The sequence below is a fragment of the Psychrobacter sp. JCM 18902 genome (assembly GCF_904846615.1).
In the GTDB taxonomy this organism is placed as follows: domain Bacteria; phylum Pseudomonadota; class Gammaproteobacteria; order Pseudomonadales; family Moraxellaceae; genus Psychrobacter.
Map to the genome: position 1 here is coordinate 2,231,676 of NZ_CAJHBK010000001.1, position 19,565 is coordinate 2,251,240.

17 protein-coding genes are annotated in these 19,565 nt (G+C 43.2%); 5 read left to right on the forward strand and 12 right to left on the reverse strand.

Annotation, left to right across the window (positions count from 1 at the left end):
- Positions 1–30: 30 nt before the first annotated feature.
- Positions 31–3,108, reverse strand: coding sequence for an insulinase family protein (locus JMY05_RS09205; protein ID WP_201614887.1), 3,078 nt, complete (start codon positions 3,106–3,108; stop codon positions 31–33).
- A 437-nt stretch (positions 3,109–3,545) separates the two neighbouring features.
- Between JMY05_RS09205 and JMY05_RS09210 the strand changes: the two genes are divergently transcribed.
- Positions 3,546–4,007 carry a universal stress protein gene (locus JMY05_RS09210; RefSeq protein WP_045453475.1) on the forward strand — a complete coding sequence of 154 codons (462 nt, stop codon included), beginning with the start codon at positions 3,546–3,548 and terminating at the stop codon, positions 4,005–4,007.
- Positions 4,008–4,172: 165 nt separating this feature from the next.
- On the opposite strand, the gene JMY05_RS09215 is transcribed toward JMY05_RS09210, so the two are convergent.
- Positions 4,173–5,108 carry a LysR substrate-binding domain-containing protein gene (locus tag JMY05_RS09215; RefSeq protein WP_045443990.1) on the reverse strand — a complete coding sequence of 312 codons (936 nt, stop codon included), beginning with the start codon at positions 5,106–5,108 and terminating at the stop codon, positions 4,173–4,175.
- Between the two features lie 233 nt (positions 5,109–5,341).
- Between JMY05_RS09215 and JMY05_RS09220 the strand changes: the two genes are divergently transcribed.
- Positions 5,342–6,427 carry a YeiH family protein gene (locus JMY05_RS09220; protein ID WP_087813546.1) on the forward strand — a complete coding sequence of 362 codons (1,086 nt, stop codon included), beginning with the start codon at positions 5,342–5,344 and terminating at the stop codon, positions 6,425–6,427.
- A 258-nt stretch (positions 6,428–6,685) separates the two neighbouring features.
- On the opposite strand, the gene JMY05_RS09225 is transcribed toward JMY05_RS09220, so the two are convergent.
- From JMY05_RS09225 to JMY05_RS09235, 3 genes are all read right to left on the reverse strand, one after another.
- A complete protein-coding gene (locus JMY05_RS09225; protein ID WP_045453470.1) occupies positions 6,686–6,895 on the reverse strand; it encodes a cold-shock protein in 210 nt (69 codons plus the stop codon).
- Between the two features lie 244 nt (positions 6,896–7,139).
- Positions 7,140–7,562, reverse strand: coding sequence for a YbaN family protein (locus tag JMY05_RS09230; RefSeq protein ID WP_045443986.1), 423 nt, complete (start codon positions 7,560–7,562; stop codon positions 7,140–7,142).
- A gap of 296 nt (positions 7,563–7,858) precedes the next feature.
- Positions 7,859–9,154: a VWA domain-containing protein gene (locus JMY05_RS09235; protein WP_201614889.1), complete on the reverse strand. Its 1,296-nt coding sequence runs from the start codon at positions 9,152–9,154 to the stop codon at positions 7,859–7,861.
- Between the two features lie 125 nt (positions 9,155–9,279).
- Here JMY05_RS09235 and JMY05_RS09240 point away from each other — a divergent pair, with 125 nt between their 5' ends.
- Together JMY05_RS09240 and JMY05_RS09245 are read left to right on the forward strand one after the other, a co-directional pair.
- On the forward strand, positions 9,280–10,350 hold the full coding sequence (locus JMY05_RS09240) for a DUF262 domain-containing protein (protein ID WP_045443984.1): 1,071 nt from the start codon (positions 9,280–9,282) through the stop codon (positions 10,348–10,350).
- A complete protein-coding gene (locus tag JMY05_RS09245) occupies positions 10,347–11,195 on the forward strand; it encodes an MAE_28990/MAE_18760 family HEPN-like nuclease (protein WP_045443982.1) in 849 nt (282 codons plus the stop codon). The genes JMY05_RS09240 and JMY05_RS09245 overlap by 4 nt, the downstream gene beginning before the upstream one ends.
- A gap of 76 nt (positions 11,196–11,271) precedes the next feature.
- Here JMY05_RS09245 and JMY05_RS09250 read toward each other — a convergent pair whose 3' ends face one another.
- The gene (locus JMY05_RS09250; protein WP_201614891.1) at positions 11,272–14,205 is read right to left on the reverse strand and encodes a valine--tRNA ligase; all 2,934 of its coding nucleotides are present in this window, start codon (positions 14,203–14,205) and stop codon (positions 11,272–11,274) included.
- Positions 14,206–14,617: 412 nt separating this feature from the next.
- Between JMY05_RS09250 and JMY05_RS09255 the strand changes: the two genes are divergently transcribed.
- Positions 14,618–15,634, forward strand: a complete 1,017-nt coding sequence (locus JMY05_RS09255; protein WP_227678152.1) for a formate/nitrite transporter family protein — start codon at positions 14,618–14,620, stop codon at positions 15,632–15,634.
- Between the two features lie 94 nt (positions 15,635–15,728).
- Here JMY05_RS09255 and JMY05_RS09260 read toward each other — a convergent pair whose 3' ends face one another.
- The 6 genes from JMY05_RS09260 to JMY05_RS09285 all read right to left on the reverse strand — a co-directional run bounded on the left by JMY05_RS09260 (position 15,729) and on the right by JMY05_RS09285 (position 19,464).
- Positions 15,729–16,652, reverse strand: a complete 924-nt coding sequence (locus JMY05_RS09260; protein ID WP_045443973.1) for a bile acid:sodium symporter family protein — start codon at positions 16,650–16,652, stop codon at positions 15,729–15,731.
- A 290-nt stretch (positions 16,653–16,942) separates the two neighbouring features.
- A complete protein-coding gene (locus JMY05_RS09265) occupies positions 16,943–17,197 on the reverse strand; it encodes a hypothetical protein (protein WP_201614893.1) in 255 nt (84 codons plus the stop codon).
- 126 nt (positions 17,198–17,323) lie between these two features.
- Positions 17,324–17,794: a YbjQ family protein gene (locus JMY05_RS09270; protein ID WP_045443970.1), complete on the reverse strand. Its 471-nt coding sequence runs from the start codon at positions 17,792–17,794 to the stop codon at positions 17,324–17,326.
- 60 nt (positions 17,795–17,854) lie between these two features.
- On the reverse strand, positions 17,855–18,301 hold the full coding sequence (locus JMY05_RS09275; protein WP_201614895.1) for a YbjQ family protein: 447 nt from the start codon (positions 18,299–18,301) through the stop codon (positions 17,855–17,857).
- A gap of 85 nt (positions 18,302–18,386) precedes the next feature.
- Positions 18,387–18,944: a YecA family protein gene (locus JMY05_RS09280; RefSeq protein ID WP_055124803.1), complete on the reverse strand. Its 558-nt coding sequence runs from the start codon at positions 18,942–18,944 to the stop codon at positions 18,387–18,389.
- 283 nt (positions 18,945–19,227) lie between these two features.
- Positions 19,228–19,464, reverse strand: coding sequence for a PA3496 family putative envelope integrity protein (locus JMY05_RS09285; protein WP_045443968.1), 237 nt, complete (start codon positions 19,462–19,464; stop codon positions 19,228–19,230).
- Between the last annotated feature and the right edge of the window lie 101 nt (positions 19,465–19,565).

The following is a 19,565-nucleotide window of genomic DNA, read 5'->3' on the forward strand; positions in this document are numbered from 1 at the left end:
TAGCAATTAAGTCAATAGACTTTAAGTGAACTAGCTCTTAATTTTACAAACGTTAAAGCCAAGCTCTTTTACTGCTGCTTCTTTATCATAAGGCGCGAGTACTGCACGTACATGCTTTTGACCTTGTAGATATTGCTTAGCAACGCGCTGCAAGTCAGCCACAGTCACGGCCAGTATTGAGGCACGCATTTTACGTTGCCAGTCGACGCCGCGATGATGCAAATCTGCAAAACAGGCTTTAACCGCCTCCCCTGCTGGAGAGCCTGGCTTATCCATTCCTGAGATAATACCTAAGATGGCTTCTTCTAATTGCTCATCGGTTTGTGGCTCATTCAATAGCCACTCGATACTGGCATCAAAATGGGCAAAAGTTTCAGCACACTGCGGGTCACGGTAGCTAAAGAACTTAAAGGCACAGGCATTGGCATCGTAGCCCGCACCGCCGCCATAAGCACCGCCGCGCTCACGAATAGCGCTATGCAGATAACCATTGCGTAGATAAGGCGCGAGTACCATCAGGGCAGCCGTATCAGGATGGTCAGCGGCTGGCACGGTATAAGCACTGGCATTATGATAGACGTTGGTTGGCACTAGCCACGCCAAGTCTTCAACATCGAGCGTCACATCACTTTCTAGCGCTTTGACCGCGTCTTTCTCACCATTTAACGCCGCATCAAGTTGCAATTCGGCAAACTCGCTTGGGATATTGGCGTCGATACTCGCATCGGCATTTTTTAACTGAGCTGCAATCTTTGGCGCTTGACTGTCTTTCCAGCTATCAACGATTAAATTGCTTAAGCGTTCAGTTTGCTCCGCTTCGCAAATAATAACCGCGTGCTTAGGCAAACTAATTAGACGTTGATGTAAGTCCATCAAACTGGTTGCTAATTTATCCCACTGTGCATCATCGCTACTGGCATGGGTTAAGAAGTCTTTTAGCGCGTTCAATGCTGGCAGACCACTGCGCACATACTCTAGCTGCGCTTGGCGACTCATGCCGCGACTAGCCGTTTGCATGGCATAAGAATGACCTGAACCAGCAAGGTTTGATTGCCAGCCTGCTTGACGCTGCTGCAATATTTCTTTGATACGATCATGCTCACTAAAGATACTGTGTTCCATGACTTCTTTGAGCAAATCAATCGCTTCAGGTTTACGATTCAGCGCGCGCGTTGCCACCACAAAGTAGCTGCTAATCGCTTGGCTGTCATCGACATTGGTACGTTGGCTGATACGCGCCGTCACCCCTGATGAATGCGCCGCTTGTTTGGCCTGCATTTCATGGGCACTTAGAGAATCTGTACCTAGCTCTGACAATAAGCTTAAATAGATAGGCAACAGCGGATGATTAATGACTTCATTAACGGGTAGCTCGTTTGTATCCTCACTACCAATCGCATCAGTCAACGGTACAATTATTTGATAATAATATAAGCCGTTAGTGCCCGCTTCATATTCAAATAACGTACTTTCTTTGCCGCTCAAATTAATCTGCTTTTGCGTGCCTTGTTTAAAGCTGATATCGGTCGGTACATCTTCTAAACCCACTTTTGGCAATAGACTTAAATCATCAGGCGCGGCTTGGCGCGCTGCCAAATCAAGCGCTTGTTGTTTTAAGACGGCTTTATCATCAGCGGTCAAATCCATCTCGATGGTATCAAGACGAGTCTGCTCAGCTGCTGCCAAACGGGCTGTTTTTTCACTATCAGGCGTCATGGTCACGCGTACGCGATGCTGATTATCAAGCAAGTGAGTCTTGATTAAATTCGGTAACCATTGCGCATCTTTTACTTGCTCACGTAGCCATTGCAAATGCTCGTCGACTTCCCATACATCGATAGGATTACCGTCATGAATAGCAGTGCTAAAGCCTTCTAGCATGAGATTTAGACCATAGGGCATGCTATCGCCGCCGATATGACGCTGATCAATCTCGATTTGGTGCAGAATCGTCTCAATGGTTTCATCATCAATCGGTTGGCTCGCGACCTCTTTAAGCAAATCAATAATGCCCTGTTCTACCGCTTCGGCGTGTTCAGGGTTAGAACCGCGCAGACCGGTATAAAAGACCATTTCATAATGACTGTCATCCAAACCTAGTAGCGGACTTGGCGCTTTACCGAGTGGATGGCTATCTAGATACGCACGCAGCGGCGAACCAGCATGTTCAACCAACACGCCTTCTAATAAGCGCAATGCCAAACGCTGCTTTGGATCAGTAATCGATGGTAATAACCATGCAATCACATGATGCGTTTGGTCAGGACCTGCTTCGTCAGCCGTATAAGTATCAACCGCACTAATCGGTGCAGACAAACGCTGCTCTGGACGTGAGACGTGTTTTTTACCTGCTTCAAACTGAATCAAGGCATCTTCATGGATTTTGGCTTGGGTTTCAGCGACTGGAATATTACCAAAGCTCATAATCACGCTGTTTGATGGATGGTAATGGCTCTGATGAAACTCAACCAGCTCAGTATGGGTCAAGTCAGGGATATCGGCAGGATCGCCGCCCGAATTATAGTGATACGTCGTCGTTGGGAATAAATGATGGGCGACCGTATGATACAACTGGTCAATCTCACCACTCATTGCGCCTTTCATTTCATTAAAAACGATGCCTTTAAATTTCGGCTTGTCATTTTCGTCCAACTCAACACGGATGCCTTCTTGGGCAAAATCCAGCGGATGAATATTCGGAAAAAACGACGCATCCAGATAAACGGCTAGCAAATTAAAGTAGTCGTTTTTATTTTGCGTCGCATACGGATACGCCGTCCAATCGGCAGCGGTCATCGCATTCATAAAAGTATTGAGCGAACGCTTAATCATTGAAAAAAATGGGTCACGAACGGGGAACTTTTCAGAGCCACATAAAGCCACGTGCTCTAAAATATGCGCCTCACCTTTTGAATCCATTGGCTGAGTGCGAAAGCCGACCAAAAAGGCATTTTCGTCACTCGGATGTGCCAAGTGGTAATGCATCGCGCCTGTTTTGACGTGTTGGCTTATTAATACGTCCATCGACAATGCATCGATATGGCGGTGCTCAATCAGCTCAAAGGCAGGATGCAAAGTTAGATCAGTAGTAGATAACGTGTCGGTCATAATTTTCCTTATGGATTGCTCTAATTTTATTTAGAATAATATGCGATTAGTGACTAAATATAGCCAGTGGCGATAAAATAAAATCGGAGTAAACAATAGATAAATAGTGTATGTAATACTTATCGTAGGGTCTTTTTTATATGCTATTCATATAAAAATATTGTGAGTATTATTGTGATTAACCTATGAGTAATATTCAAATTTAATGGCATGTACCCGTGCATCATTTTAAATGACAGCAATGCACCGGTATAAATTAAAAAGAATTTGCCTAACGGAATTAGATGGGGTTCGGACCTTCATAAGTCAAGATACTATAGTGATAAAGATGACCAAGATGGCAGAATGTCAGATTTTCACAAAGCGAACTCAAAGCTTACTTAACAGCAGCCATCAGTAGTGCTATAGTTAAAATCATCTGTCACAAGGAGCCGCTCATGAGTTACGAACATATTTTATTGGTCACCGACTTAATGTCCGATGCTGATGTGGTCGCCCAAAAGGCCAAACGTATCGTCGAGAATCGTCCTAACGCTAAGTTATCGGTATTACATATTGTCAAAGATACCATGGTTGGCTTTGGCTATGAATTGGTGCCAGCCTCCAGCTTATATGACGAAATTGACGATGAACGCTGTCAAGAAGCGCGTGCCAAACTGGCACAGTTTTTGGAGCGTAATGATCTACATGCGGTGAATTCTGAAGTGACCACTGCCATCTCTAACAGTGAAGGCATCGTCAACTATTGCCACAAGCATGACGTTGATTTGCTGGTCATCGGTCGTCATGAACGCCATGGTATCGCCGCTTGGCTCAGTGGCGCGACGGCAGATAATATCTTGCCTAACGTCCCATGCGACAGCTTAGTCGTAAGACTGGATAAGCCCGTTAATAAGTAGTTTAAAAAAAGACTTAACGTTGTTTCCAAGTTAGTTAAAACTATTAAAAAAGCTCATTAAAAAAAGCGCATTGTCTGACAGTGCGCTTTTTTATTGTTCATTGAAATAGTAGATATTCTCGCTAATACCTCTATATTTCTAATACCTCTATATTTATCACTAAAATTAATCTTCTGTCAAAATATCAATAAAGCTTTGCCAAATCGGGCTTTGATGGCGGGCTTTATGCCACACTAGCCACCAAGTCCGTGACAAATCGATGCCCGCGACTTTCACCTGTACCAGCGCTCCTGCTGTTAGCTCTGCCTGAATGACATGCTGTGATAAACAGCCAAGACCAATATCTGCACTCACCATATGTTTAATGGCTTCCGACTGCTGAATCGCCATCACAATTTCTGCATCAGGCAAATGTTTGAGTAGCTGCTCGTCGATAATCTGCCGTGTACCTGACCCTGCTTCTCGTACCAATAACGGCAGCTTTGCCAGTTGTGCAATGCTAAGCTCGTAGCAATTATCCGCATCGTTATACGCGGTCATGCCTGTCAACCATTTGCTATCGCGCTTGGTAAAGATCATCAAGGTATCTGTCCGCCACGCACGCTGCTCGATCACCTTCATATCTGTTGGACGCGGCATACCCTCTACGAGCGCAATATCAATATTTAACTGCTCAACTTCGCTGACCACTTCTTGAGTATTGGCGATATACATATCGATATGGGCATCGGGTAGCGTCGCATATAGCTTGGCAAGCAGCGGCGGCAGCACATAATTGCCAATCGTGGTACTGGCACCGATATGAATCTGCCCTGCTTGATGCTTATGATAATGCTCTAGAGTTAAGGCCTGCCCCAAGATAGCTTGTGCCTGTATATAAATAGGATGGGCGTTGGGGTGCTGATTGAGCCTACGCCCGATGCGCTCAAACAATGGCATCTGCAGCCTTGCTTCTAATTCTGTCAGCGCACTACTGACGGCCGACTGCGACAAATGCAGCGCTTCACTGGCACGGCTGGTACTACCCGTTTGATAAATACTGACAAACACTGATAATTGCTTGAGGGTAATCTTTGGTAATACCTGCATGGCTTTTTTCATAATTTCTCTGACATCCTATCTTATTGATACAATCTAAAAACCACCTGTTACTTTAAAAGCCCTTTATTATCTAAAAACCCATCTTTTTAGCCCAAAGAGTTTTACTAACCTAAAAAATCGATAGTTTTTATCTAATTAATCTGTTTTTATTATAGATTGGTCTGCCTTATAATGTCTATTCATAAGCTTATGCTTATTTCGATTATAGATAATACATAATAGGACAGTCAATCATGTACGCCTTGACCCAATCAGTAAATAACTATCTCCCGCGCAGCCGCCATTTAGCAGGGCTTATCGTCGTGCTGATTGGTAGCTTATTTTGTTTGTGGCTCAATACTAGTGTCAACACATGGACCAATGGACGTATCGTTGGCTTGTCTTCTCTCACTTTAGCCATTCTCATTGGTATGGTATTGGGCAATACGGTCTATCCTAACCTTGCTGAGCGCTTAAGTGTCGGCGTGGCATTTGCCAAAGGTCAAATATTGCGCCTCGCCATCATGTTTTATGGCTTTAAGCTAACCCTAACGCAAGTATCAAGTGTCGGACTGTCTGCGGTGATGAGTGATGCGTTGGTATTGACATCGACCTTTTTACTCACCTATTGGATAGGTACCCGATGGTTAAAAGTCGATAAACAAACGACGCTATTGATTGGGTCAGGCGCAAGCATTTGCGGTGCCGCCGCGGTTATTGCCGCAGAGCCTGTGGTCAAAGCGGAAGCCCACAAAGTCACTATTGCCGTGGCGACAGTGGTGGTCTTTGGTACGGTTGCGATGCTGCTCTATCCGTTTTTATACCATCTTGGTTGGTTGCAACCTTGGCTAAATGCTCAGCAGTACGGGATTTATACGGGTTCCACCATTCATGAAGTGGCGCAAGTCGTCGTCGCTGGTAACGCCGTCAGTCCCGAAGTGGGTGACACAGCGGTTGTCACCAAGATGATACGCGTCATGATGCTTGCCCCTTTTTTACTTATTTTATCGTTTGCCTTAACCAAAGGTAGCAGCGACAATGGCAAAAAACCATCGTTTATAAATCGCGTTCAACAAGTCAAAGTACCTTGGTTTGCCTTTATATTCATTGCCATCGTTTTACTACACACTTGGGTGCCGATGACCGCAAGCTTTGAGCGTAGTATGGTGATGCTAGACGATGTGCTGCTCACCATGGCGATGTTTGCGCTGGGTCTAACCACGCATTTGGGCGCTATCAAACAAGCTGGCGTTAAGCCCCTTATCTTAGGAGCGATTATGTTCGCTTGGTTGATCGTTGGCGGTGGGTTGATTAATATTGGTATAAGCTTGCTTGGCTAAAGTAAACTACCAAACATCCTTACCGTTCGTTATCATTCTTGCCATGAGTTATATAGATTAAAAAAGCCGATGACTATACTAGTCATCGGCTTTCTTGGTTTATCGTCTGATTTAAAAGCTACTCAACATAAAGCGCACGTTACGTTATAGATATTAAGCTTTTAATTGCAAATAGCTTATCTTAAATCGTAGACGAAAAAAAACGAACCCGAAGGTTCGCTTTTTTTTCATCTTGCTCTAAGTGTCTATAAAGACAAATTAGATAGCAACGATGTTATGGGCTTGTGGGCCTTTTTGACCTTGAGTTACAGTGAACTCAACTTCTTGGCCTTCAGCTAAAGTTTTGAAGCCTGAACCAGTGATTTCGCTGTAATGAGCAAAAACGTCTGCGCCAGTTTCTGGAGCGATAAAACCAAAGCCTTTAGCTTCGTTGAACCACTTAACTGTACCTTTTTGAACGTCTGACATAATATAATCCTACTTTTAAATTTATTAATGGCCTAGTGACCGATAACGCTTGCAAATAGCTACTGAACGATAAATATTAAAACGAAGGATTATAACTAATACTACGAGGTAATGATTTGGTGCAGAACTGCTCTTAAGCTTGGACGTATTATAGGGGGAACATCCTGATTTCGCAAGTCTTATCTTAGCTTTCATGTAACTAAAGCCCATTTCTTACGATTTTTGACCTGAAAATCAATGTATTTTAGGCATTTGGCAAACGGAACATATAGACCGCTACCCCAGTACAGACCACGGCTACCAGCCATGCCACCCATATCATATCGGCGGGAATATTAAAAAATAACATCGTTGTTGAAATAGTCATCATTATTGTCGCTAACCACTTAGCATAGAGTGGCACCGCATGATTATTTTCCCAATCGCGGACAAATTTCCCAAAGTATTTATGATTAATCAACCAAAAATGAAAGCGCCTGGAACTACGTGCCCAGCAACCTGCTGCTAATAATATAAAAGGCGCAGTCGGCATGACTGGCAGTAATACACCGATAATCCCTAATACAAAAAATAGCCAGCCCAGTATGACAAACGTCCAACGCACCGTTGGGCTGTTATGCTGATTGGTTTTGGGTCGATAATAAAAGGCTTTTTTGTGTTGGCTCATAAAAATACTGTCATTGAATGATATAGAGTGGCTAATATTTAATGAAGGTTAGACAGCTAGATTGTTAAACCAGATAATCATTTATAGAACTGCCTACCTATCATAGGTAGCTAAGCATGCAATATCACTCAAAATGGTACAAGGCTATTTTTACGAGGTTTTTGCTATTAATAGGTATGTTTGGTTAGTGGTTGGGTAAGTGAACTCACAACCTTTGACTGAATTTTTTGCAATAAAAAACCGCTCATAGCTGGACTATGAACGGTTTTATCGTTGAAGATACTATCCTAATTTAGTTATTTCGCTATCAATCCTATCTCGCGTGCCTCTTTGAGCCACATTGGGAACTCTTCTAGCATGTTTTCATACAGGGCTTCTTCGCTGATATCATCCAAATCATCGAGTTCAAAAAAGTCGCAATTATCAATCACGCGCCCTGTCATGTCGTCTAGTTTTTTTAGGATGCCATAACCACGACCACCCAAGCCCACGAACTGCCAAAATATCGGCAGTTTCGCGGCTTCCGTCATGACTCTGGTGATACCGCGATTGTCATTCACCCCGCCATCACTGATAAATAGCACGTATACAGGCACATCTAAGCCGTCCTTTTGATAAAACTCCGTCACGGCTTTCATGACTTCTGCTTCGTTATTCACACGTGGGCCAAGTGCCCATTTGCGCCAGCCGCCATGAGCGTTGTCAATGAAACCGTCATAGTTGCTCAGCCCAATCTCACCCAAATACTGCGGATCTCGGGCAAACGCCCAGCAGTCTAGCGCTTGGTCATCATCGAAGCTTACCGCTAATGGCAATAAGCGGTTGACCACCTCTTGCACGCGGCCTTTTTTATACTGTCTGTTCATTGAACCTGAGGCATCTAACACCAACGCTACCTTTGCGGTTAATTGCTGCAATTGGCGTTTCTCAAGCGATATCGTGGCTTTTTTGGCGAGATTGACCAGTTTTGGTGCTTTGTCTAGCATGACCTTTTCTAGCGATGGTTTTGCTTGGACGGGTGTTGCGGTCGGCTCGAGTACTTGCGGACTACCCTCTTCTACATCACCACCGAAGTGCTGCACGATGGCGGCAAGTCCACCATTAAAGCCTTGCGCGACGTTGGATACTCGCCAAACGCCACTCTTACGATACAGCTGCATGAGCATACTGGCTTGCTGCTGAGCAAAGTCTGCGGCTTGATACGCTGCCTGCACTTTTTGTGATTGCTGCCAAATGCCAATCTCTAACGATTGAATTTGATTGAGTGGCGTATCGGCTGATAACACAAAAAACAAGCTGTCTATATTCGTAGCCAGTTTGGATAAATTCACTTCAAACTCGGCTTGGATGCCTTTATTTGTCGTTGGCTGCGACTCGTAATAAGTGAGCTTAATTTGCCCACAAGGTGAGGTTGGCTGATTGTAAAACACCATGTAATCATCGTTGATCAGTTTGCCCGCTGTATCTAAGACAAAGCAGCTGATGTCCATCTCTATCGGGCTTTGGCGGGTGAACTTAAGCGTGATGGGTGCGGCATCGTCAATAGCAAGATTGCTTAAAGGTGAGCGCTGTCCGACGGTGAGATGGTTCATGGTGTTCCTCAGTACAATTAATATTATTTTGTTAAATTAGAATTTTGTTTTCGCTTATTACATTGAAGATGTTATTTGCTACTATGTTCATAGTAGCAGACAGAATTTAATACTAGGTAAACATCATGCTTGCAGATAACTTAAAAGACATACAAAACAAAGCCAAAGAGCGAACAGTGAAAACTCAGAATATTGAGTATGACTTAGAGACGCTTGTAAAAAAAATAAACAATGGAATCATAAAACTAAATCCAGAATATCAAAGGAATCATAGGTGGGAGAATAGTACTTCTTCTAAACTAATCGAAAGTCTTATTCTAAACATCCCAGTTCCATTAATTTATATCTCACAAGACGTTGATGTAGACGATGAAGTGGACGAAGGAATAGCTCGCTACTCAGTCATAGATGGTCAACAAAGATTAACTGCTATACATAAATTTCTGATGAACGATCTTATTTTGGAAGGATTGGAAGTTCTTGAAGAGCTTAATGGGTTGAAGCACAATCAACTTCCCTCTTTCCTAATAAGACGACTTGAAGAGAGAACTATTCGCTGCTTGCGCATCGACTCAACTATAGATAATCAAGTAAAATATGACATCTTCGAACGTCTCAATTCTGGATCTGTAAAATTAGAACCACAAGAACTTAGAAATGCTACTTGTAGAGGCCCGTTTAAAAAATTGATAAAAGAGTTAGCTAAGAATCATTTGTTCATCTCAGCAACAAAACTCACTGATAAAAAAATCGATAAAATGGAAGATGAAGAGCTAGTATTGAGATATTTTGCTCTCTCTTATAAGGATGGGTACAAGCAATACAAGAGTTCTTTCAAAAACTTCCTTACTAGAAAAATGACAGAGTTCAACGAGCTTAGTTTGGACGAACTATCTATACTAAAGAAAAATTTTATAAACACTTTTCAAATAATTGAAAATTCAGATGTTGAATTACCCTTTACTAAATACAGAAGTAAGGATGGTCAGCTCGAATGGATGTCTAATTTTAATGTAGCAGTTTATGACTCTTTAGTTGTACCGCTATCTAAGATGCCACCTTCAACCATTTTGAATATAGATACTTTCCGAACCTTATTTCATGACACTGATTACTTTAAAACTGTAGAAGGTAGTACAAATGATGCCTCGAAAGTACATACTAGAATTGATAAGTCTATTGAGACTCTTCTATGAGTCAGAATTACCTTAATTTATTAATAAACGAGCTAGAGAGTAGATGGGACGAGATCACTACACTACTCAAGGCAGCCGAAGATCATAAAGAGACAAATGTTGCTCTGCATGATGCTATCTGTAGATCAGTTACTGTACTTATGGTTACTAACCTAGAAGGTTTTTATAAGGATTTAATTAGGAATACGATAGATGATTTAAACGATAATTATAGATTTAATGAACTCAGCGAAGCTATTCAAAGGCACTATTGCTCGAAATTTCTAGATAGTCAATCTACTGATAAGGCTAAAAATACACTGACTAATATTCTAATAGAAGAGTTTAAAATACTTAACTCCAATATAAACTTCAAACCTTTTTTATACAGTAAAAACAACAACCCTAAACCTCAAATTATTGAAACGTTATTCGATAATTTGGGTATAAATATAGTATTTCAGATTTTGAAGTCCTCTCGCTATGAACTAGTTTTTTCAGAGGGAAATAGTTATCTAGAAGATAAGATCTCGGAGTATACTTATGAGTTACATAACTGTAGCTTAAATTTTCCTTATCAATATACAAGCAAATCTTTTAATATATTAACCAATACATCTAAACAGCGTAAAGAAAGAACTTTATGGGAAGAATTTTTAGATCAGTTGAATAAGCGTAGACATGAAGTAGCACATGGAAACGATTTACGAAATATAGACTCAGTTGAACATCTCACGTTTCAAAAGAATAAAATCATTTTCTTACAGCTAGCATTAATTCACATCATAATAGAAGAATTTGGTACGTATACTGCGATATATCGTCCACGCTCGATATCTCTAGTAAACATATTAGTTCCAAACTAATACATCTAAAATATTATATGGGGAAAATAAAAAGCCACCTAAAATCAGGTGGCTTTTTATGTCTAAGTTAAAAATATTACAACGCCTTTAACTCTTCCATCTGCCCCGCCATAGCCGTCAACTGCCCTTCCAGCTCAGCCAATTTCGCCTTCTCAGCATCGACCACTTCCGCAGGGGCTTTACTCACAAAGCCTTCATTACCAAGCTTACGCGCGATGCCTTCGGCTTGACCTTTCAACTTATCATATGACTTACCCAAACGAGCCAGCTCAGCCGTAGGATCAATCAGACCTTTCATGGGTACAAGGACGCGCAGCTGACCGACCATGCTTGATGATGACAACGGCACTTCATCGCCTTCTTTGACGATCTCTAGGCTCTCGACTTTGGCAAGCGCTTTGAACTGATTTTTGATACGGGATAGACGCGCATCTTCATCAGCAGAGATATTTTGCAGCAATACTGGCAGACGTACCGCATTGCCGAGTTTCATCTCACCACGGATATTACGGACACTCGCGATTAGCTCTTGTAGCCATGCCATATCGGCTTCGACTTGCTCACTGATTTGGGCGTCATCCGTTTGTGGATAGTCAGCAACGACGATGCTTTCAGTATTTTTACGACCTAGTAGTGGCGCAACCGTCTGCCAGATTTGCTCGGTCAGATATGGCATGATTGGATGGCTAAAGCGTAGCGCTGTCTCTAGCACGTGCAGCAGTACATAACGAATTTGCGCTTTACGCTCGTCAGATACCGAGTCATCATTGAGACTGGCTTTGGCAAGCTCAACGTACCAATCACAGTACTCATTCCAGATAAACTCATAGATATCTTGGCTGACCATATCGAGACGATACTGGGCGAAATGCTGGTGGATATCGCCAACGGTAGAGTTCAGACGACTCATGATCCATTTTTCTGGCAATTCCCAAACGTCAGGGTTTGCCGCTTGGTCGATAGGCTTGGCATTGCCTTCGCTATCGACGCAGTTCATGAGTACAAAACGGCTGGCGTTCCAGATTTTATTACAGAAGTTACGATAGCCTTCGACACGCTTTAGATCAAAGTTGATATCGCGACCCGTACTAGCAAGTGAGGTAAAGGTAAAGCGCAGTGCATCCGTACCAAACGCTGGGATGCCTTCTGGGAACTCTTTACGCGTTTGCTTTTCGATTTTGGCCGCATCTTTTGGATTCATCATATTGCTGGTGCGTTTTTCTACCAGCGCTTCTAGATCAATACCGTCGATGAGGTCAATCGGATCTAAGACGTTGCCTTTAGATTTTGACATTTTTTGACCATTGCCATCGCGTACCAGACCATGCACATAGACGGTCTTAAATGGTACTTGCGGCGTGCCATCTTCATTTTTCACGAAGTGCATGGTCATCATGATCATGCGGGCAACCCAAAAAAAGATAATGTCAAAACCCGTCACCAACACGCTGGTCGGGTGAAAGGTTTCAAGCACGCGTGGATCAGCATTGACGTCCGCCCAGTCAAGCGTACTAAACGTCCATAGACCAGAGCTAAACCACGTATCGAGTACGTCGTCATCTTGGCGTAATTTAATGTCGTCGCTTAGATTGTACTTAGTACGCACTTCTGCTTCATCACGAGCCACATAAATCTCGCCAGTCGCATCGTCATACCATGCAGGGATGCGATGTCCCCACCACAACTGACGGCTGATACACCAATCTTGCAGATCGGTCATCCACGACATATACATGTTTTTATACTGTGCAGGGACGAACTCGATGCTGCCGTCTTCTACTGCGTCAATCGCAGGCTTGGCAAGCTCTTTGACCGCCACATACCACTGATCGGTCAACCACGGCTCAACGATCGTGCCGCCACGCTCAGCACGCGGAGCTTTTAGTGCATAGTCTTCGATATCTTCTAGCCAGCCCTGCTCGCCTGCTTGCGCTACAAGGAACTTACGAGCGGCAAAACGCTCAAGTCCTGCATATTCGCTAGGCGTGGTTTCTAATTCTGGCTCACGCGTTTGCAGATCAGGATAGACTTCCATCGCTGGCAAAATGTTAGCACGCTCATCAAGGATATTAATCAATGGCAAGCTATGACGACGGCCCAGTTCATAATCGTTAAAATCATGCGCTGGGGTGATTTTTACACAGCCCGTACCGAAGTCTTTTTCGACATAATCATCAGCGACGATAGGCACGACGCGACCAGTGATTGGCAGAGTAATGGTTTTGCCAACTAAATGTGCATAACGCTCATCGCTAGGATTGACCGCGACAGCCGTATCACCAAGCAATGTCTCAGGACGCGTGGTGGCTACCACAAGATAGTTTTTGCCATCTTGGGTGGTTAGGTCTTTATCCGTGAAATGATAGCGGAAATGCCACAAGCTGCCTTTTTCATCATGATTTTCGACTTCTAGGTCAGATAGCGCGGTTTGGAACTTAGGATCCCAGTTGACCAAACGCTTACCACGATAGATAAGCCCATCGTCAAACAGACGAACGAACACTTCTTTTACCGCGTTAGACAGACCATCATCCATGGTAAAGCGCTCACGCGACCAATCAACCGAGCTGCCCAAACGGCGAATTTGGCTGGTGATATTGCCGCCCGATTCTTCTTTCCATTCCCACACTTTATCGACGAAGTCTTCACGCGTCATATCACGGCGTTTGAGTCCTTGTGCTTCGAGGCGACGTTCAACGACCATTTGGGTCGCGATACCAGCATGATCTGTACCCGGTTGCCAAAGCGTATTGTCACCATCCATGCGATGATAACGCGTGAGCGCATCCATAATCGCGTTGTTAAATCCATGACCCATATGCAGAGAGCCGGTGACGTTCGGCGGTGGTAGTGCGATAGAAAATGACTCTTCTTTGTCAAACGTCGGCTTAAAATAGCCGCTTTCTTCCCAGCCTTGATACATGCCTGCTTCGACTTCCGCAGGATTGTACGCATTCTCTAACTGGCTTAAGGCCGCTTGAATAGATGTAGTGAGGTTGTGGTTACTCATAATGGCATTATCTTTTATTGATTGAATGTGATTAAAGCGAATATAAAAATTAGGAAAATCATGAATAGAGTGATTTTAACGCAGATGGCCAGATTTTGTTAGATGCTAAGGCAATTTATCAGACTTGCAGAGTGGCATTGCCCCATTAATAAGCGCAAAAGCCCATAAAGGCCCTCAATCGAATGAGATTCCAACAAAATAAGTGCTAGTGATGTTATAAAATATGGGTCATGCTATGAGATATATTTTATAACATCACTAGCATATAAATGGCGTCTTTATCCTAAAATCATGATTTTATAAACAGCGAGCCGACCGTGTCCAAAGATACCGAGCACACCTATAACAATAGCAGCCACTCAACAGCGCTCAAGCTGATGAATCTGACGCTAATGAAATAGACGATAAGCGCTTGATTGATGATAGCGTTTATCAATCATCTACTGCTGAAGATAAAGACATTAGCAAGCCTGCGATACCAGATGACACCGAGGCGACAGAAAGTTTAGAAGACGAAGATTTCTCTGAAGATATGAGCGAAGCAGATAAAGAAACCATCAAAAAAGTCGCCAATGATGATAACTTGAGTCAAGCAAAGAGCTATGCCAGTATCTTGGTTGAGCAGGTGATGGATGCCAAAGAAACCTTTGAACGTTCGCTTGGCTCGCTATTTACCAGTGCTTTTACCGCTGGGCTTGAGATTGGCATTAGCTTCTTTATGATTTTATCAGCTTTTGCGCTGTTGAGTGGCGTACTACCAAGCCAATACGCGATCGTGCTCGCCTCCCTACTTTACCCAATTGGATTTATCATCGTCGTCATTGGTCAGTCGCTATTATTCACCGAACAGACATCGCTGTTAAGCCTACCTGTGCTTAACAAGATTGAACCGCTGCATAAACTGCTACGCCTTTGGGGCATTGTCATTGCTGGCAACATCGTTGGCGGTTGTTTGTTTGCCGCATTGATGATAGGTTTGGGTTTAAATATGCAGCTGTTTAGCGTGAGCGACATCGACACTTATGCCGAACACATTTTAGGATTTAGGTGGTGGGTCATATTTGGTAGCGCCATCTTAGCAGGTTGGATGATGGGCGTCACTGCGTGGCTTGTGACCTCAGCACGCGACACCCTTAGCCGCATCGTTTTGGTGACGCTTATTACTGGCAGTATTGGTTTTTTAGGATTGCACCACAGTATCGTGGGCAACATTGAGATTTTTTCTGCCTTGCTATACGGCAATACCGTCAGCTTGGGGCGTTATTTACTGTTTTTAGTAGTGATATTGCTGGGCAATACCGTCGGCGGCGTGGTGTTTGTGGCGGTACTCAAAAACCGTACCTTCTTATTTCAAATCGAAAAAGTGAAAGAACAAACGGCTAGTGAACAAGCGGAATCTAAAACCAGTATAAATACCCGCCGACCTTGATTGGTATTGGTTAATGCTAAATGCTATAAATAGATAACTCACCTATTACCCATAACAAGGTTCAATATTTAAACCTGTTATGGGTTTTCAGCATCTACAGCATACGCGCTGCCAACACGCTATCTTCTATTTCAGATTTTCTCAGCTTATCGTGTTGAGCGCTAAATATACGCACCAAAATCCCCGCGCTTAAGAACATCACCAAGGTATAAATGGCTGGCATCATTGACATATCGTAGTTAGATAATAACGTCAATGCCATAAATATCGACAAGGTACTGTTTTGTAGACCGACTTCTAGCGTCACCGAGGTTCTTTGCGCCCAGTTGAGACCGACCCATTTACTACTATAATAACCGAGCGCCATGGTTGAGAGATTTAATAATACCGATACGGGACCAGTAGCGATAAAGGCGTCGACAATGATATCGCGTTGCACATAGCCCAAAAACAGCACTAAAAACGTTAAAAATATCACCCCAAATCGAGACACATAGACTTGTGAGCGATCGGCAACGGTTGGTGCATAGCGTTTAATCAGCATACCGACACTAATAGGTACTATCGTCAGTACCACCAAAGTCAGCATCGTTTTTACTACTGGCAACTCAAACTCACTACCGCTGCCCATAAAATAAATCAATGAAAAACTCAGCACAATGGGAATGGTAAAGACGGTAATCACGCTCGCAATCGCGGTCATCGTCACCGACAGTGCCACATCGCCTTTGGCTAAATAGGTAAATAAGTTTGAGGTAGTGCCACCCGGACACAATACGAGGAGCATAACTCCGACGGCATACTCTGGGCGTAATGGCATGATATTGGCCAAGGCAAAGCCAATGATAGGTAACAGTATCAACTGATTGGTCAAGCCAATGCCGACTGCTTTTGGATATTTTAAAACCCGTTTAAAATCGTTGGTGACGAGGGTCAGACCCATGCCCATCATGATTAAAAACAGACAAATAGGAATGATAACTGAATTGACTAACGTGACTATGGCAAGACCTTCCATAACTACATCCTTGTAGATAAGAGCTGTTTATAGGTTCAATTTATAGATGAATTTTATAGACCGAGTATGCTGATTAAATGACACCTGATTAGCAATCCTTGCTAAGGCGTATCCTCATAATCAATAGCCGTTAAACACCGACAATCAATTAAAAAAACAGCAAAAAATAAGACATGGTAAAAGCAAGTATATAGGGGTAAAGTCGCCCTTATTTGCTTTATTCAACGACTCATCAGTCAAATATGGTGTTTGGGTTTAGAAAACGATGAAATATCATTGAACAGCAACCTTCAATCACCACCACCTGAATCACCACCACCTGAATCACCACCACCTGAATCACCACCACCTGAATCACCACCACCTGAATCACCGCTACTTGAGTCGCTGCTGCTTGAATCACTACCATCGCTATCGTCAAGATTATCCTGATCCCAAGAAGAATCCAAAGAAACTGGCGAATTGTCGCGGCTTCCAAACCAACTGGCGACTTTTATGACGATATAAAGGATCATAAATCCAGCGATAATCTGTAGAAGAAGCATGGTTTATTCTTTATAAATAACAGGTGAGGTAAGTAAGAGAAGGTATACATGAGGGACAATCAAAACGCATGAATAGCATTCAAGCATAGATATTGATTACATTAATTCTGAGTGATTCATTGCGCTTTAGAGTTGCTCACGGCTGTTCACTGCAGTGCCATAAGCGATGGCTTCAACCATGCTGCCCAATTGATTGATATTGCTAACTTCTAGACGTAAACCGTAAATATGGTTATAGCCTTTGGCTTGTGCTTCGGTACGCATACGTACAAGAGCTTCGCGGCGGGCACGGTCGAGTAAGGTCTCGTAAGTGGTCAGGTTTTTGCCAAAAATGCTCAATACCCGAGCGATAATCATTTTGAAATAATCTTGGGCAATAACCACGCTGCCAAGTACCAGCTCGCCCTCAGTATTGGCAACAAGTTTTGGCACATAAAAGCGCTCACTTGAGACCATAATATGGCTTAATTCTTGCTCTGCAATGCTTAACTGCGCGAGATGTTGGCGCTCATGACGCGACCCAAAGAACCAACCAGCAGCGAATAATAAAATAAACGGTGCGTAATTGATAAGCATTTGGGTAAGGGAGTTATTCATGGCACGTCTCTTGTCATAAACTTATCAGAAAAAAGCATCGATGCTTTAAGATTTGGTTAGCTAACCAAAAGGGTTGAAACGTGGCAAGTCATCGGTCGCTGTCGGTGCAGAATTTTGTAGATTTGGCTGTTGACCAGACTGATGATAAGAGTCGCTCGGTGGGGTTTGATAGACTTTCTGCGGCATCGGTATGGCTTTGACAGCGGTGCCATAGACAAACAATTCAGAAGCTCCCTGCGCGATGCTAGAGGTCGAAAAACGCAACCCCACCACCGCATCTGCACCCAAAGCTTCTGCTTTGACAATCATCCGATCGATCGCCTCTTGGCGTGACTCTTCTAACAGCTCAGTATAAGCCGTTAACTCACCACCGACGATATTCTTAAGTCCAGCAAACAAGTCTTTGCCGACATGTTTTGAGCGTACGGTACTGCCGTACACCACATCTAAACGCTCGGTGATCTGATAGTTGGGCAAATGCTCAAGATTGGAGAGTTGCACAGTCATAATACGACCTTATCGGTGACGTTATATAGACAGCGTCAACTTGGATATAGACCAAACCACGCTGCCCGTATATTGATAAAAAAGGCTAATCGTTGGTATGGAACAATAAAAATAACTCGGTCAAATTGCCTTCGATGCTATTGGCCATTTGTGCCAGCTTGTCTTCATCTTTACGCATCTCTGCAAGCTCTGGATCTTCATCATCGATACCGCTTAGCAAAATCATTGGTAAAGTCAAGACAGCCACATCTTCAGCCGTTTCTTCATCTTCAAACCAATCGCTGGCTTCGTCGCCATACATCGCATCGACAAAGCCAATGGACCAAGCAACGATATCTGATTCATCTGAAAAATCAACGGCCACTTCTTCATCACCCGCATCTTCACCAAACGGTAGCTCAATAGGCGTCTCGTTTTTTAGCTCAGCGATAATAGAATCGCGCCAGCGCTGAATACCGTCGATGACGTTTTCTGGGATTTCACTAACATGGCCTTCAAACAGTGCATCCAGCCAATTCGGTAATGGACGCCCAATAACTGTCGCTGTCAAAAAACCATGCGCGGCGACACTATCAAGCACAAATGGGCTCTCTTGATTGTCCAAATAGTCTAATAATTCATCGAAGCTTAGTTGGTTACTCATGATGTAATTGTCCTTGAAAGATAGAGTGCAGCTGTCGCCATAAACGATCGGTTAAGTGCAGAATAGTGGATAATTTGAAGGTAAAAATGGTTTCGGTAAAGCACCCAAACCATCTTTATAAAATAAGAATCATTGCATAGAGCGGGTTGCTAGCAACCATCGAAAAATAACGATCGCGATATCATTAGCATTACACTATCAGCTAATATGCCGTTATTAAAAGGCTTTAGTCGGCTTAAATGACTGAGCACTTTCACATTAGGCTATGACTTAAGTTTAAACACTAAAGATCGTCATCATCCCAATCATCACCATCTTCATCGAAATTGTCTATATCGTCTAGATCATCCTTTAGCTCTTTGGCCAAACGCTTCTCTTCTAGCAGATTATCGATCAGTCGACGCTTCTCAAGACTACTTAAGCGCGTACGCACGCTCGTCTCGGCCTCTTCCACCATCTTTGCATCATCATCGTCGACAAAATCATCATCAAAATCGTCGTCAATATCAGCGTCACTCATGACAAACTCCTATCATTTTTAGCAAGGGTATTAAGAATACATTAATATATATATGCCTTATAAAGTCTCTACTTCACGTTGTCAATGCTTTTTATTATTAA